We start from the raw sequence: 14729 nt of genomic DNA, 5'->3' as shown, positions 1-14729 counted from the left end.
CCTACGCGGCCTTCAAATGCTCGGCCAGCTTCTTGTCCCGGGCCACCCTGACGAGCGCCGCGGTGAGCCGGGCCAGGTCCTTCTCCGGCACCTGCGAGGCGAGCTTCTCGGCGTCGCTGGGCAGTCCCAGGCGTTCGGCGCCCTTCTTCACCTGGTCGTCGACGTAGGGGCGGAGCCACGGCCAGATGGCCTGCGCCTCGCGGCAGAAGATGTCCACTCCGGTGGGGCCGATGCCGGGGAACTCCCGCAGCAGCTCCGCGGCCTTCTCGGGGTCGCGTCCGGCTTCGATGGCGAGCCGCCGCAGATCGCCCTTGTACCTGTCCTCGACGATCTGCGCCACGTCGCCTAGGCGGGACGCGGTGCTCTCGTCGTAGCGGACGTAGTGGCCCCTGCCGAGCGCGTCGACGCGCTCCTGCCAGGTGAGCCGGCCCATGCCGCGTGCCGTGCCGCCTCCCGCCTCGAACAGCTCGCGGGCGGCGGCGAGGGCGATGTCCGAGGAGATGCGGGCGCTCAGCAGGTTGGCCAGGACGAGCAGCTTGAACAGCGCGGCCGGCTGGTCCTTCAGGGTTATGCCGGCCTCCTCGGCGAACGTCCCGCCGGATTCCCGCAGCAGCTTCTTGACGACGGTGTCCATGGCATCCACCTCCCGTGTCTGCCGCTCTACCCGGGCCGTCGGGGATGACTCATGCACGCGCGCGAGAGGGCTCACAGGGGATCACAGCAGGCTGAGCTGTCCTTCGCCGGCGAGCGGATCGCGGTGCTTCTTCATGTGGCGCCAGCGTGGGAGGTCGTCCAGGTACGACCACGACAGCCTGTGGTGCGGCGTGGGCCCATGCTCCTCCAACGCCTTCTGATGGACGGGGGAGGGATACCCGGCACTGTCGGCGAACCCGTAGCCGGGGAACTCGCCGTCCAGATCCGCCATGAGACGGTCTCGATAGACCTTGGCCAGGACGGACGCGGCCGCTACGGTGACCGATCTCTGGTCGGCCTTGATTTCGCACCGGACGCGCCAAGGACGGCTGAGGAAATCGTGCTTGCCGTCGAGGATGACCACATCTGGCTGGACGGGCAGCGATTCCAACGCGCGGATGGCGGCGCGCCTCAGAGCGGCGGTCATGCCCAGCTCGTCGATCTCTTCTGGGCTGGACGCGCCAATGGCGTGCCCGGCCAGCCAGTCAGGGAGGATTTCTGCGAATGCCCCGCGATGCGCATGCGTGAGGAGCTTGGAATCGGTCAGCGCGACCGTCTTCTTCCCGCGCCCAGGCAGGACGGGTGGCGGGCTCGCGTCCGTCACTGCCGCGCACACCACGACGGGCCCCGCCCACGCGCCTCGTCCGACCTCGTCCACTCCCGCGATCACGACCGGGCGGCCGCTTCCGGACGGCGCGGCCCGCAGCTCCTCTTCGATCTCGTAACCTGCGGCGCGCGCCGCGCTCGGGGCTGCGGCGGGAGAGGGGACCAGCCCGGGCAGGGCGCCGGTGGGGTCGGTCAAGGGGTCTCCTTAGAGCGGGAACGGACTGCGCCACCGATCGTAGGGGCGCGCCGTCCCGCGCGCCCGGAAGCGGAAGCAGAGCAGAACATCGACTTCTGGACAGGACGAATGTCCTGCTCCCAGGCGCGGCGTGGGCTCTGCTTCGCACCAGGCAGGGGTCGATGTAAGTCAACGAACAGGGCGCGGGTAGTCCCGTTCCGGGCGGTCCTGCGCTTTACTCGCTCTTGATGGCTTTGTTCGGCAGGTCTCGCTCCCGCCCGGCGAAGAACGCCGCGGCGCGGGATCTTTTCGAGCGCCTGAGATGGCGCTACTTCCAGGTCGCTCCCGGGCTGAGGTTTCTGGGGGCGGTCCTGCTGATCGCGCTTGTGCTGGTGGCGACGGTCCTCCTGGACGGGCCGATCCTCGGCGCGGCAGCGTTCACGGTGTTCCTGCTGGTCGTCGTCCATCTGACACTGCGCTCGCCCACGGGCATGGCCGTCGTCACGGTGATTCTGGCCTGGCTGGCGCTGTCGGTGCCTTTGGGCAGGCTCTACCCGGACGATGGGCACCCGCCCTATCTGAACCCGTCGCTGCTTCTCGCCCTGCTCGCCGTGCCCGTCGCATTCATCGCTTTCCGCCTGCGCGGATACGCGCCGTGGAGCACGACGCTTCTGGGGTTGGTCGCCGCGGGTGTGGCGACCGCGGCGTGCGCCCACCCGCTGCCGCAGGCCAGCGTCACGCCAGGGTGGCTCGCGGCACTGGCCGTTCTCGCCTACCGCTGGGACCGGGCGAGGCGAGCCGTTCCGGCGGAGGCTTACGAAACGGGCTGGGTGCAGGAGCAGGCGAGCCCGAAGGGGGACGCCATGGCAGGGCCGCGCAAGAACTCCTCTGGTCCGGAGAAGCGGGAGCGGACGGACAGGCCGAGCAGGCCCGACCGGCGGGGTTCCGGCGAGGACGGGGGCGCCGCCACCTCCGCGCAGGCGGCGCACGACCAGCGCGCCGCGGCGCAGGCCGCCGACCCGGGCGCCGCCCCCGAGCGCAAGGCGCCGCCCGAGCGCCGGACGGAGTCGCCGGACATCTCGGTGGCGGACGCGCTCGCGGAGCTGGAGAGCATGATCGGGCTGGAGCCGGTCAAGCGGCAGGTCCGCTCCATCGCCGCGTCCATCGAGGCGGCGCACATGCGCGCCGCCGCCGGGGTCCCCACCGAGAAGCCCATGCGGCACTTCGTCTTCGTGGGGCCCTCCGGCACGGGCAAGACCACCGTCGCCCGCGTGCTCGCCAAGATCTTCTACGCGTTCGGGCTGCTGCCCGAACCCGCCCTGGTCGAGGCCCACCGCGCTGACCTCGTCGGTGAGTTCCTGGGTGCGACGGCCATCAAGACCAACCGGCTCGTCGACTCCGCTCTGGGCGGGGTCCTGTTCATCGACGAGGCGTACAGCCTGGTCAACTCCGCGGAGGGGCAGCCCGACCGGTTCGGCGACGAGGCCGTCCAGACCTTGCTCAAGCGAGCTGAGGACGACCGCGACAACCTCGTCATCATCCTGGCGGGGTACGAGACACAGATGGCGGAGTTCCTCGACTCCAACCCTGGGCTGGCCTCCCGTTTCGGCACGCGCGTGCTCTTCCCGTCCTACCGCCCCTCGGAACTGCTGCAGATCGCCGACTTCCACATCGCCCTGCGCGAGGACAGGCTCGACCCGGAGGCCCGCCGGAGGCTCGCCGCCCGATTCGAGGAGGTCGAACGGCGCGGCATCATCGACGACCTGGGCAACGGCCGGTTCGTCAGGTCGCTGGCCGAGGCGGCGGCGCGCGCGCGGGACGTGCGCGTGGTCGAAGCCGTCTCGTCGTCGGGTGCACCGGCCAGGCCCACCGCCGACGACCTGGTCACCGTGCGCGCCGAGGACGTGGAGACCGCCTTCGCCGAGGTCACCGAGCGGTTCCGCGGCTACGCCGAGACCCCGACCCTGGACGAGGCGCTCGGGTCCCTCGACGCGATGATCGGGCTGGAGCCGGTGAAGCGGCAGGTCCGTGAGATCGCCGCCCAGTTGCAGGTGGCCCGGATGCGGCAGGAGCAGGGCCTGGTCACGCGCCCGCCGACCCGCCACTTCGTGTTCACGGGGCCGCCGGGCACGGGCAAGACCACCGTCGCGCGTGTTCTCGGCAGCATCTTCGCCGCGTCGGGGCTCCTCGCCCGCCCGGAGGTGGTCGAGGCACAGCGCGCCGACCTCGTCGGCGAGCACCTCGGCGCGACGGCGTTGAAGACGAACAAAATCATCGACTCCGCCCTCGGAGGCGTCCTGTTCGTCGACGAGGCGTACGCGCTGAGCAACTCCGGCTACTCGGGCGGCGACGCGTTCGGGGCGGAGGCGGTGCAGACGCTGCTCAAGCGGGCCGAGGACGACCGCGACCGCCTCGTCGTCATCCTGGCCGGATACGACGCCGACATGACCCGGTTCCTGGCCTCCAACCCTGGGCTCGCCTCCCGGTTCGACGTGCGCGTGGACTTCCCCTCCTACGGGCCTGACGAACTGCTCCGCATCGCCCAGCTCATGGCCGAGCAGGGCGGCGACCAGTGGGAGGAGCGCGCCCTGGACGATCTGGCCCTCGTGTTCCAGCGCGCATGCGGAACGGGCCGGATCGACGAACTGGGCAACGGACGCTTCGCTCGCTCCATGTACGAGAAGGCGTGCGCGTGCCGGGCGCTTCGGGCGGCACGGCTCGGGTCCGCGGCGACCGCCGCCGACCTCACGCTCCTCACCACCGACGACGTCCGGGACGCCTTCGCCGAGCTGTCCCACCGCCTCGCCTGACCCACCGCCGGGGGCGCCTCGTGGAATGTCGGTGAGCCGCGATGTAATCGGCGCATGGCCTCGGTGACGTGGAAGCAGATCCTCGCCTGGCGGATGCGGCGGCAGTTCGTCGAGCAGCCGGAGGACGTGCCCGCCCCGGAGATCGCCCGGCGGCTGGCGGGCGTGCAGGCGCAGGTGGCGTCCGCCGCCGAGTTCGCCGTCGCGGTGCGCCGGCGGACGCCCGTCTCCGGCGAGGTGACACGGGCCCTGCTGGACGATCGGACGCTCGTCAAGACGTGGGCCGCGCGCGGCACCCTGCATCTCCTGCCCGCCGACGAGGCCGCCGCCCATCTCATGCTGTGCTCGTCCATCCGCAACTGGGAGAAGGGGACCTGGCAGCGGACCTTCGGCGCCACGCCGGCCGACCTTGAGGCGATCGCCGCTGCCGCCGCCGACGCGTTGTCGGACGGGGCGGCGCTCACGCGCGAGGAGCTCACCCGGGCCGTCGTGGACGAGACGGGTTCACGGCATCTCGCCGAGGTGCTCGGGTCCGGTTGGGGCACACTGCTCAAGCCGCTGGCCTGGTGGGGTGTGCTCTGTTACGGGCCGCCCCAGGGCACCAAGGTCACTTTCACCTCTCCGGCGCGATGGCTTCCGGGCTGGACGGGTCTGCCCTCCATGGAGGAGGCGGCCCGTACCGTGATCCGCGCCTATCTGGGCGCCCACGGGCCCGCGACCCCCGAGATGTTCGACAACTGGCTGATGCGCAAGCAGAGCCGGAAGAAGGACGTCAGGGCGTGGTTCGCCGCCGCCGAGGATGGGTTGTCCTCTGTTGAGGTCGAAGGCGTCTCCATGTTCGTCCTTGACGAGCACAGGGACGAACTCCTCGACACCGCGCCCACCACGTCCGTCCGGCTGCTCGGTGGGTTCGACCAGTACATCCTTGGCGCCGGGACAGGTTCGCCCTACCTGGTGCCGCCCGAGCACAAGAGCCAGGTGAGCCGAGCGGCGGGATGGATTTCTCCGGTCGTCCTGCGCGAGGGCCGTGTCGCCGGCGTCTGGGAAGCCGCCGGAGGCGACGTGACCGTGACCCCGTTCGAGGACATCCCGGCTGGGCCGTTGAAGGAGGAACTGAACCGGCTGGCCCCGTTGCTGGGCTGACGAGCGTCTCCGTCTAGGGTGCGCAGAGTGGACCAGCGGGATGAGCCGACCGAGTATCGGCAGACGCCGTACAAGGCGCCGGACGGCGCCACCGAAGTCCTTCTCATCAGGCACGGCGCGTCCGCGCCGGCGCGCCCCGACAGGCCGTTCCCGCTCGTGGACGGCCACGGCGACCCCGAACTCGCGCCCGAGGGGCGGGAGCAGGCGGAGCTGGTCGGTGAGCGGCTCGCCGGCGAGCGCCTCGACGCCATCTACGTGACGCCCCTGCGCCGCACGTCCCAGACGGCGGCGCCGCTGGCCCGCCGCCTCGGGCTGGAGCCCCGGGTCGAGCGGAACCTGCGCGAGGTGCACCTCGGCGAGTGGGAGGGCGGTCTCTTCCGGAAGATGGTCGCCGAGAACGATCCGGTGGCGCAGCGGATGTTCGCCGAGGAACGCTGGGACGTCATCCCTGGGGCGGAGAGGAACGAGGCGTTCGCCGCGCGCATTGAGGAGGGGCTCGTCCGTCTAGCGGCGGCCCACGCGGGTGGACGGATCGCCGTGTTCACCCACGGCGGGGTCATCGCCCAGGCCCTCGCGGCCGCCACCGGCGCCAGGCCGTTCGCGTTCCTCGGCGCGGACAACGGCTCGATCTCACGGCTCGTCAGGATCGGCGCCCTGTCGTCGCTGCGCGGCTTCAACGACGTCTCGCACCTGGACTGGTCCGTCCCCGCACCGCTGACCTAGACACCGGGCGACACGGAGGCGGGGCTAGAGCCGGAAGCGAAGCCTCTGCCCCGGGCGCAGTTGCGCGGCGTCGGCCACGGCGGCCGAAGCGAGCACCGCGACCACCGGGTAGCCGCCAGTGGTCGGATGGTCGGCCAGGAAGATGATGGGCAGCCCGCTGGGCGGCACCTGGAGCGAACCGATGACCATGCCCTCGCTGCCGAGTTCGCCGTCGCGCGCCCGTTCGAGGGGCGGCCCGTTCAGGCGGACCCCCACGCGGTTGCTGTCCGGCGACACCTCGTAGAGGGCGGACGTGAGCGTGGCCAATGCGTCTTGGGCGAACCAGTCGTCACGCGGACCGGGCAGGATCCGCAGGATCGGGGTCTCCGGCATGACCACTGTGGGCACGACATCCACATTGATGTGCCGTAGACCCGCCGCAGAGCCGACCGGCAGGCGGTCACCTGGCGCGAGCGGCGCCGGCCCGAGGCCGGACAGTAGGTCGGTCGAACGGCTGCCCAGCACTTCGTCTACGGCGATGCCGCCTCGCACGGCGACGTAGCTACGGAGCCCGGACGCGGGTGCGCCGAGTTCGACGACGGCGCCTCCCCCCACGAAGCAGGGCGCGTTCATCCCGTGAGGGCGGCCGTCGATGCGCAGCGTCACCGGAGCCCCGGTTACCGCGATCCAGGCGCGGCGGTGGAAGCGCAGGGCGGCGCCGCCGAAGGTGAACTCCACGCCCGCCGCGCCCTCCGGGTTGCCCACGAGACGGTTGGCCAGCCTGAACGCGCGCTGGTCGGCGGCTCCGGACCGGGGGACGCCGAGATGCGCGCGACCGGGCCTGCCGAGATCCTGGACGGTCGCCAGCGGGCCGGGCCGCACGACCTCGATCAAGGACGCTCCTCAGGGACGAACCGCACCCGCGTCCCCGGCCGGAGCAGGGACGGCGGATCGCGCGACACGTCCCACAGCGGCAGGCGGCTGTGGCCCAGCAGCCGCCAGCCGCCCGGCGACCGGGACGGGTACACGGCCGCGTACGGACCCGCCATCGCGACCGAACCGGCCGGGACGGCCTTTCTCGGTGAGGCGCGGCGCGGCACGTGCAGCGCCGGATCCAGCCCCGACAGGTAGCCGAAGCCCGGGGAGAAGCCCAGATAGGCGACCGTGTACGAGGCGGCGGAGTGCCGCCGGACGACCTCCTCGCGCGACAGTCCGGTGAGGGAGGCGACCTCGTCGAGGTCCTCACCGTCGTAGACGACGGGTATCTCCAGTGGCTCGGCGTCGCTCACCACGTCGTCGGCCAGGCGCAGCCGCGGGAGGCGCGCGGCCAGACCGTTCAGGTCGGCGGAGCGGTCCGCGACCACCAGGACGGTCCGTTCGCCTGGGACGACGTCCACGACACCGGGCAGTGGGACGGTTCTGAGGGCGGCGTCCATCCGGTGGGCGGTCGCCAGGTCTCCGGTCTCCACGAGCAAGGCGGTGTCGCCGACCCGCCGCACCTTCACGCGAACGCTTCCAGGATGACGCCCGCTGCGGACAGCGCGGACCGGACGGACCTGGCGAGGACGACCGCCCCGGGGGTGTCGCCGTGCACGCATATGGAACGGGCCTTCAACGCGACCTCGGTGCCGTCCACCGCGACGACGGTGCCGTCCACGGCCATCCGCACAGCGCGCTGCACGACCGTGTCGGGGTCGTGGACGACCGCCCCGGGCTCGCGTCGGGACACGAGCGCGCCGGACGGCGTGTAGGCGCGGTCCGCGAAGCACTCGGCGACGACGGTGAGGCCGTCGGCGACGTCATGCACCGCGGAGCCCGGAAGGGTGAGCAGGGGGAGTGACGGATCGTAGGCCCGCACCGCGTCGGCCACGGCGCGCGCCTGGACGGGGTCACGCGCGACCCTGTTGTAGAGGGCGCCGTGCGGTTTCACGTACGCCACGCGCCCGCCTTCCGCGCGCGCGATGCCGTCGAGCGCCGAGAGCTGGTACAGGATCTCGGCGGTCAGTTCCGGGGCGGCCACGTCCATCTCCCGGCGGCCGAAGCCGGCGAGGTCCCAGTAGGAGACCTGGGCGCCGATCGTCACCCCGCGCTCGACGGCCGCCGCGCACACCCGGCGCATGATCAGCGGATCGCCCGCGTGGAACCCGCACGCCACGTTCGCGCTCGTGATGACGTCGAGCAGTGCCGAGTCGTCGCCCAGCCTCCAGACCCCGAACCCCTCGCCGAGGTCGGCGTTGACGTCGATGACCGTCATGCCCCACAACCCGTCATGCCCCACTACCCGTCATGCCCCACTACCCGTCATGCTCTGCAACCTCATGCCCCGCGTCCCGTCAGAGCCGCTGCCGCCGATTCCCGTGCTCAGACGGTCTCCTCGCGCAGATCCTCGATCTCGTGCCGGGACGCCCACGCCTGGTACACGCCCCGGTCGAACGGCTCCAGGCCGAGCCGCTCCGCCACCGGGACCTTGCCGCCGCTGTACTCCACGCGCAGCCAGCCCTCGTGCTCGCCGAGGACCACGAACGGCTCGCCGCGCCACGTGCAGTGGGTGGTCACGTACTGGAGGCGGTCGACGTCCGCCAGGGGCACCACCTGGACGTACCGGTCAGGAGAGACCTGCCTGAACCCCTCCGCGTCCCGTGTGGCGTAGATGCGCACCCGGTCGCCGTCAGGGCTCGCCTCGTACTCGGCGCCCCGCCAGCCCGCGTAGTAGCCGTGCCGGATGCTCACCCCTGGCCTCCCGGCAGTTTCACGAGCCACCTGCGCAGGTCGGCGTCGTAGCTCGCCACGAGGGAGACCCTGCCCTGCGCGTCGAGCCGATGCATCTCGGCCTTGTGGGGCAGGCGCTGGCTCTCGACCTTGAACTCGGGGATCGCGGGCCCGTCGCCCGGCGCGTACCCCGACCCGGGGAACGGCGCCTTCTCGATGACCCATCCGCCCGCGATGATGCCCATGCTCCACTCGTCGATTCCGCCCAGCGGACGCCGGAACAGGTCGGGCTTCACGGCCGGCCAGCGGATCACGAAGATCTGCTCATCGGCGGGCGCGAACGGCGACCCTTCGTACACCAGCCCCAGAGCCCGGATCAGCGCGGCGGGGGTTTTCAGCTCCTGAACGTCCTGGAAGCGGTGCACGTAACCGGCGACCAGGTCGTAACCGCCTTCCAGATAGTGCTGCACATGCTCGGGCCGCACGACCTTCTGCATCACCACGACCTGGGACGCGTCAGCGGGCCCCTGCGTCTGAGGCCCCATGCCCCGGGCGCCTGACGGGGCCCGGGCCCCGCGTTCGACGATGCTGGGTGCTCTCTCTACGCGGGTCTGCGCGCTTCCAGGGGAGGGCGGCGCGGCCGCGGCCGGGACGCTCTGCTTCCGAGTATCTGTGCTGGGGGGCCTTGGGTCTGTGCGCGGGTGCGGGGCTTCGGCCCGTGCCCGCTCGCGCTGGCCGTAAAGCGGCGCGACAGGAAGACCCTGCGGATCGGCAGGCGTCTCCCGGGCCGTCGATGGTTCCTTCGCGACCGGTCTTTCCCTGGGGACAGGCGTCTCCCTGGTCGGCGGGGCCTGCCCGGCGGCGGGGACCTCGGGCCGCGGCGGGGCGGGCGGCGCCGGGGGCGGGGCGGGCGGAGCGGGCGGACGCTGGACGGGCGTGCGGACCCCGGGCGCGGGCGGACCGTCCGGTGGCGCTGTGCTCGCCTGTGCGGGCGCCGGCGGCGCGGGGGGTGCGTCGGTCCGGGGCCGCGCCGGTTCGGGGCGCTGAGGCGGCCTGGAGGCCCGGCGGCCGCCCGGCCGGGCACCGCGCCCCTCGGCGCGGGACGCCGAGCCGCGCGACGAGCGGCGCGACGACTGACCGGCCACGTGGACGTCGGTCGGCACCGGCGGCGTGGGCGTCCGGGGCTCCTCGGGTTCGAGGAGCGCGTTGGCGTCCAGGTAGCACGCGCTCGGCAGGCCGGGGTTCACCGCGAGCTGCCACTCCGGGTGCGGCCAGCGCCGCGACAGCTCCGCCAGCGAGGCCTGCCGGTGGTGGACCGCCTGCCCCTGCAGAGAGCGGTCCATGGCCTCGGGCGAAGTGAAGGCGAGCACGAACGTGCCGTCGCCGAAACGCGCCGTGGCGAACTGGTGCTCGCCGCCCTCCGGATCGCCGGGCGCGGGCAGGTACAGCGTGGCGCGCGCGAGCAGCTCCAGGTAGCCGTGCTGGTCACCGCGTTCGCGGGCCTCGGCCAGCGCCGCCTCCAGGGCCGACCCGGACGGGCGTGCCGGACGCGCCGCGGCCTGGGCGGGACGCTCGTCCTCGGGGACGGCGAGCGCGATGCCGAGACCGGGCAGGGCCAGGGGCCCGCCGCCGGACCCGGCCTTGCTCGCCTGGTAGACGAGTTCGAGCGGGGACTCGATGCCGTAGACGTCGCGGAACGCGCCCGTCATCTGCCCGGCGAGCAGGGCGCACGCTTCCAGCAGCTCCGAGGAGGCGCGCCCGCTGCGGCCGCCGCGCTCGCGGAAGGTGAACCGGTCCCACCAGTTCTTGCGGTCCTCCTCGTCTGGCGGCTCCCAGCCGAGCGCCCTCAGCCGCCGCTCCTGACGCGAGGCGAGGGGGCGGGGCAGGAACGCGCTGCCGACGGCCTCGGCGTCGAGCGTCCCCTCGGAGCGCATCGCCTGCACGTAGGGCAGACCGCTCGGACCTTGCAGGATGAGGAACGAGGTGACCGGCAGCCGTGAAAGCTCCAGTGTCAGCCGTCTGGCGAAGTCGTTCCAGTCCACTGGGGATCCACTTTCACGTGCGGGGCGGGATTCCGTACTCGACGGTAGCCGAAGGGCGCGTCACTCGCTCCAGGGAGACGGGACCGCGTCGGCCCGCACGGGTGTCCAGACGCCGCCGATGGCGTCGTAGACCGCGACCGGTTCCTGCCCGCCCTCGCCCGCCGAGCGCCACAGGCGCGTGCCGTGCGGGGGCCGCATCGGGACGCCGACGGGACGCGGCGCATGAGCGGGCGCCTGCCGGGCCCGCCGCGCCGCCCGGGTCGCCGGGGCCGGCGGGACCGAAGGGGCTGGCGGGACCGACGGGGTTGGCGGGGCCGGCGGGTCTTCGGCAGGGCCGTTGCTCGCCAACGGGTCCTTGACCGGCGGGGTCTCGGCCGGAGGGGTCTTGACCGGCGGAATGTCGGCCGGCGGGTCGTCGGTCGGTGCGCCGAGAGGCGCCGCCGCGGCCGGCTCCGGTGCCCTCGGCGGTGCGCCGCCCGCTTCCAGGGCCGCCCGCAGATCGGCCGCCGAGTACGGGTCGACCGCCGTGTGAGCGTCGTCGTAGGGGACGTCCGCCGCCCCGCCCGGAGCCGCCCCGCCCGGAGCGGGCGCCCCAGGGGCCGAACCGTTGACCGGAGGAGTCGAGCCGCCGGCGACGGGGTTCGGCCCAGAGAGCGCGTTGGGGTCGACCGTTCCGTAAGGGTTGGGTTCGTTCGACAGAGGGTCGTACTGGAGATCGGGCGCTCCGACTCTGCCGCCCTGCAACCGCCCGATGACCGACGAGTCCAGGAGCACTTCGCTGGGCAGGCCCCAGTTGATGGCCAGCCGCCACGCGGGATCGGGCCAGCCGGCGGCCAGCCGGGCGAACGAGGTGCGCCGGTACAGGCCGGGATGCCGGTCGCCGGTGCGCGCGAGTGCCCCGGGCGAGGTGAACACCGTGACGTAGGTGCCGCTGCCGATGGTGATGGTGGGGAACTCGGCGCGGTCGGGGTCCTCCACGGCGGAGGCGGTCGCCGGCAGGACCAGGTCGGCGTTCTCCAGGAGCTTGAAGTAGGCGGTGTTGTCGCCGTTCGCCTTGGCTTCGGCGAGACGTGGTTCGAGCAGTTCCGCGTCCATACCAGGCAGCGCTTGATCCGGCAGCGGCAGCCGCGTCCCCGCCGGAGGGGCGCCCGCCGGAAGAGGATCGGCGCCCGACAGCGGATCGGCGCCGGACAGGGGGTCGACACCAGGGCGGGCTCCGCCGGACGATGCGCGGCGCTTGCTCACCCGCGACGGGTCGGCCACCTCGATCCCGAAGTCGAGCAGCTCGATGAGGCCCGACCCGTGCCGGTGGAACGACTCGTACACGAGATCGGACGGGCGCCGGACGCCCTGGACGTCCCGCAGCGCCGTGACCATCACGTCGGCCAGGCGCGAGAAGTCGGCCTCGGTCACGCTCAGCATCCCGCCGGGCATGCCCGCCTCGGGCAGTTCGGTCCACCAGTTGCGCGGCGCGGGGTCGGCGGGCGGGCGCCAGCCCACCTCGCTCATGACCTCCTCGTCGGCCAGGGTGAGCAGGAGGGGGCCTTCGAGGAAGTTGTTGCTGACGGCCTCGGCGTAGAGCCGGTCGGGCTCGCGCATGGCCTGGACGTAGTGACGGCTCTCGTCGCGTTCGCGCACGATCAGGATCGTGTCCCGTTCGAGACCTGCCAGCTCACGTCCCAGCCGCCGGGCGAACTCGGACCACTCCAACAAGATCACTCCCTACGACCAGGGGCCGGTGCCGACCCCCGCGAGACCGCGCCCGGGACCCGATGATTGTCGCCGGGAGCGCGACGCGCAAACCGGGAGTTCAGTCGGGCGGCGGTTCGTGACGAAGCACACGCAGGGCCTCCCGGAGGGCCTCAGGGTCGCCCCCGCAGCGGTCCAGAACGCCGATGAGCCTGTGCAGGATCTCGTGGCGTTCGTAGCCGACGTCCAGCAGCGACTGCGCGGTGTCCCACAGGTGGGGCGGCTCGCCGTCCCACAGCATCGCCGCGAGCCGCATGTGCGCGTCGAGGTGCTCCTCGTCGCCGCCGGGGTGCTCGAACTCCAGCAGGGCGCGGCGGTCGCCCGGGTCGGCCGGGTCGAGCTCCGACAGGTCGAGGATGTCGTCGCGCCCCGCCCGCCGGTGCGTGCCCGACAGGAACGGCAGGGCGAACGCGCGGCGGGGGAGGGCCTCCAGGTCGCCGTCGGGCAGCAGCCGGTCGACCAGGCCCCGGTCGAGGCCGAAGGCGGCCGGATCGCGGTAGGCCGCGGAGAACTTCGCGGTGGCGTCCCAGAGGGCGTCCAGGGTCGCCCTGATCCCCTCTTCCGGCAGCCCCGTCCGCCGTCCGGCCCAGCGGATCCACGCGGCCAGGACGTGGGGGACGGCCTCCTGCTCCGACGGGGAGAGCAGGACCTTGCGCGGCAGCCAGTCGAGCAGGAACATCTCGCACTTGATCGGGCTGACCCGCAGGGGCCGTCCGAAGTCGTGCGCGCAGCCGTAGTCGATGATCCGGTCCACGCACCGGATCGCCGCGGAGATGTCCGACAGCTCTCCCGCCTCGTCCGAGGCGAGGAACCGCGTCGCGATCGTGGCGCGCCGGTCGCGGCCGTACACCGGGGGCTGGGGCAGGCGTCCGCCCGGCGGAAGGATGTCCACGCGCGCGCGGACGAACGCGTGATAGGAGCCGAAGTTCTCGTTCACCGGCGGGTCGTCTGTCTCGTCGGTGAGATCCAGGGCGCTCTGCAGCAACGCCTTGGTGTCGCGCGGGTCGAGCTCCTCGAACCGCATCAGCGGGTTCTCGCGGCCTTCGCGGCGGCAGTGGTCGAGAAGCCGGTCCACCCGGGAGGAGACCCAGGCGTCCCGGACCATCCCGCTCGCCGGCGGGCGCCCCGCAGGCGCGGCCGGCGCGAACGGGCCGACGCGCGGCTGGACGACCCCGGCCCTGTTGCGGTCGACCAGGATGACAAGGGCGTGCCTTTCGGAGCCCCCGTAGGTGTAGGTGCAGATGATGGAGTCTTGGTCGCCGTAGACGTCCCTGGACGCGAAGCACGCCTCGGGCTCGACCATGCCGACGCGGTCGGCCCAGCCGGGCCTGGCGACGCCGTCGCTCATCAGTTGCAGCGCCGCGCGCTCGGCCTTGGCCGCCTGGCGCGGGGTGCCCATGTAGGCGATGCCGGTGAGCAGCGCCAGCGCCGCCGGCGTGGCGGCGGCCGCGGCGTAGCCGACCAGGGCCTCGCCGATGACCTCCTCCACGTCGCCGTCCGGGACGCGCTGCCCCCACCAGGAGCCGAGGATCTCGCTGACGATGAGCTCCGCGTCCAGGGGACTGCGCACCGCCAGCAGTTCGCGGGCGTGCTGGAGCATGCCGTCGAAAATCGCCGAGACCTCGTCCGGGGGTTTCGGGCCGTCCCGGGCCGGGTCCCCGGAGGAGCGGCTGCGGCTGCGGGGACTCACCCCTCTAGCCTCTCAGATCCGGCGCGTACGGTGGCCCGGACACCGGCGAAGGCCGGAATGGGCCGCCACCGCACCCACTCCGCCTCGTCCGGCCGCTCAGCGGTCTGTTCAGCCGGAAACGTCGCCGGTGGGTGAGTGCCTAGAGGGCGGCTGCGATTTCAGGATCCCGGTGAGCTGCTCCCGGGCCATCCGCTCGACTCTGTCCGGAGTGGTCTCCAGACCCAGATGGGCCATGCAGGCCTGGACGTCGGCCACACACCGGTGCACCGCGTCTGAGGGGAAGGACGCGAACTCGTCGCAAAGCCGCTGTGCGAGAGCATCACGTGTCTCGTTCCGGTGATCGGCCAGTGCAGGCATCAGCGCACACCTCCGCGCACGGGGTACCGGCGGGCGGGGACGCCGCCGGTGAGACG

At 72.7% G+C, this 14729-nt stretch carries 12 protein-coding genes; 3 read left to right on the top strand and 9 right to left on the bottom strand.

Translation table 11 applies throughout. The features are described 5' to 3' along the window. Position 1: 1 nt before the first annotated feature. Both AB0C87_RS35300 and AB0C87_RS35295 read right to left on the bottom strand, forming a co-directional pair. A complete protein-coding gene (locus AB0C87_RS35300) occupies positions 2-634 on the bottom strand; it encodes an endonuclease (protein WP_345183090.1) in 633 nt (210 codons plus the stop codon). Positions 635-715: 81 nt separating this feature from the next. Then, positions 716-1465, bottom strand: coding sequence for a ribonuclease HII (locus tag AB0C87_RS35295; protein ID WP_360581410.1), 750 nt, complete (start codon positions 1463-1465; stop codon positions 716-718). Positions 1466-1722: 257 nt separating this feature from the next. Between AB0C87_RS35295 and AB0C87_RS35290 the strand changes: the two genes are divergently transcribed. From AB0C87_RS35290 to AB0C87_RS35280, 3 genes are read left to right on the top strand one after another with little or no spacing between them, the layout of a single operon-like run. Continuing rightward, entirely contained in the window at positions 1723-4284 is a 2562-nt protein-coding gene (locus tag AB0C87_RS35290; protein ID WP_360581386.1) for an AAA family ATPase, read from the top strand. A gap of 54 nt (positions 4285-4338) precedes the next feature. Further along, the gene (locus AB0C87_RS35285) at positions 4339-5424 is read left to right on the top strand and encodes a winged helix DNA-binding domain-containing protein (protein WP_360581385.1); all 1086 of its coding nucleotides are present in this window, start codon (positions 4339-4341) and stop codon (positions 5422-5424) included. A gap of 27 nt (positions 5425-5451) precedes the next feature. Next, a complete protein-coding gene (locus AB0C87_RS35280; RefSeq protein WP_360581384.1) occupies positions 5452-6147 on the top strand; it encodes a histidine phosphatase family protein in 696 nt (231 codons plus the stop codon). A gap of 24 nt (positions 6148-6171) precedes the next feature. Here the strand turns inward: AB0C87_RS35280 and AB0C87_RS35275 are convergent, their stop codons facing one another. From AB0C87_RS35275 to AB0C87_RS35245, 7 genes are all read right to left on the bottom strand, one after another. Further along, positions 6172-7020, bottom strand: a complete 849-nt coding sequence (locus AB0C87_RS35275; protein ID WP_360581383.1) for a biotin-dependent carboxyltransferase family protein — start codon at positions 7018-7020, stop codon at positions 6172-6174. After that, on the bottom strand, positions 7017-7631 hold the full coding sequence (gene pxpB, locus AB0C87_RS35270; protein WP_360581382.1) for a 5-oxoprolinase subunit PxpB: 615 nt from the start codon (positions 7629-7631) through the stop codon (positions 7017-7019). The genes AB0C87_RS35275 and pxpB overlap by 4 nt, the downstream gene beginning before the upstream one ends. Then, positions 7628-8380 (bottom strand): 5-oxoprolinase subunit PxpA, encoded by a 753-nt coding sequence (locus tag AB0C87_RS35265; RefSeq protein ID WP_360581381.1) that lies wholly within the window; start codon positions 8378-8380, stop codon positions 7628-7630. Before AB0C87_RS35265 ends, pxpB begins: the two co-directional genes overlap by 4 nt. A gap of 107 nt (positions 8381-8487) precedes the next feature. Further along, a complete protein-coding gene (locus AB0C87_RS35260) occupies positions 8488-8856 on the bottom strand; it encodes a hypothetical protein (RefSeq protein ID WP_345183074.1) in 369 nt (122 codons plus the stop codon). After that, a complete protein-coding gene (locus tag AB0C87_RS35255; protein ID WP_360581380.1) occupies positions 8853-10877 on the bottom strand; it encodes an SseB family protein in 2025 nt (674 codons plus the stop codon). Before AB0C87_RS35255 ends, AB0C87_RS35260 begins: the two co-directional genes overlap by 4 nt. Before the next feature lie 60 nt (positions 10878-10937). Further along, positions 10938-12590 (bottom strand): SseB family protein, encoded by a 1653-nt coding sequence (locus AB0C87_RS35250; RefSeq protein ID WP_360581379.1) that lies wholly within the window; start codon positions 12588-12590, stop codon positions 10938-10940. 97 nt (positions 12591-12687) lie between these two features. Beyond that, positions 12688-14226 carry a hypothetical protein gene (locus tag AB0C87_RS35245; protein WP_345183213.1) on the bottom strand — a complete coding sequence of 513 codons (1539 nt, stop codon included), beginning with the start codon at positions 14224-14226 and terminating at the stop codon, positions 12688-12690. Positions 14227-14729: the final 503 nt, after the last annotated feature.

It is taken from the genome of Actinomadura sp. NPDC048021 (assembly GCF_040653135.1).
In the GTDB taxonomy this organism is placed as follows: Bacteria; Actinomycetota; Actinomycetes; order Streptosporangiales; family Streptosporangiaceae; genus Spirillospora; species Spirillospora verrucosospora.
Note: the sequence above shows the minus strand (reverse complement) of the source record. Positions and strands in the feature narration are given on the sequence as shown.

Bases quoted from the DNA above. Each gene is read 5' to 3' on its own strand.
- AB0C87_RS35285 (WP_360581385.1), top strand. From the start codon at position 4,339: ATGGCCTCGGTGACGTGGAAGCAGATCCTCGCCTGGCGGATGCGGCGG.
- AB0C87_RS35245 (WP_345183213.1), bottom strand. From the start codon at position 14,226: ATGCTCCAGCACGCCCGCGAACTGCTGGCGGTGCGCAGTCCCCTGGAC.
- AB0C87_RS35265 (WP_360581381.1), bottom strand. From the start codon at position 8,380: ATGACGGTCATCGACGTCAACGCCGACCTCGGCGAGGGGTTCGGGGTC.
- AB0C87_RS35300 (WP_345183090.1), bottom strand. From the start codon at position 634: ATGGACACCGTCGTCAAGAAGCTGCTGCGGGAATCCGGCGGGACGTTC.
- AB0C87_RS35290 (WP_360581386.1), top strand. From the start codon at position 1,723: ATGGCTTTGTTCGGCAGGTCTCGCTCCCGCCCGGCGAAGAACGCCGCG.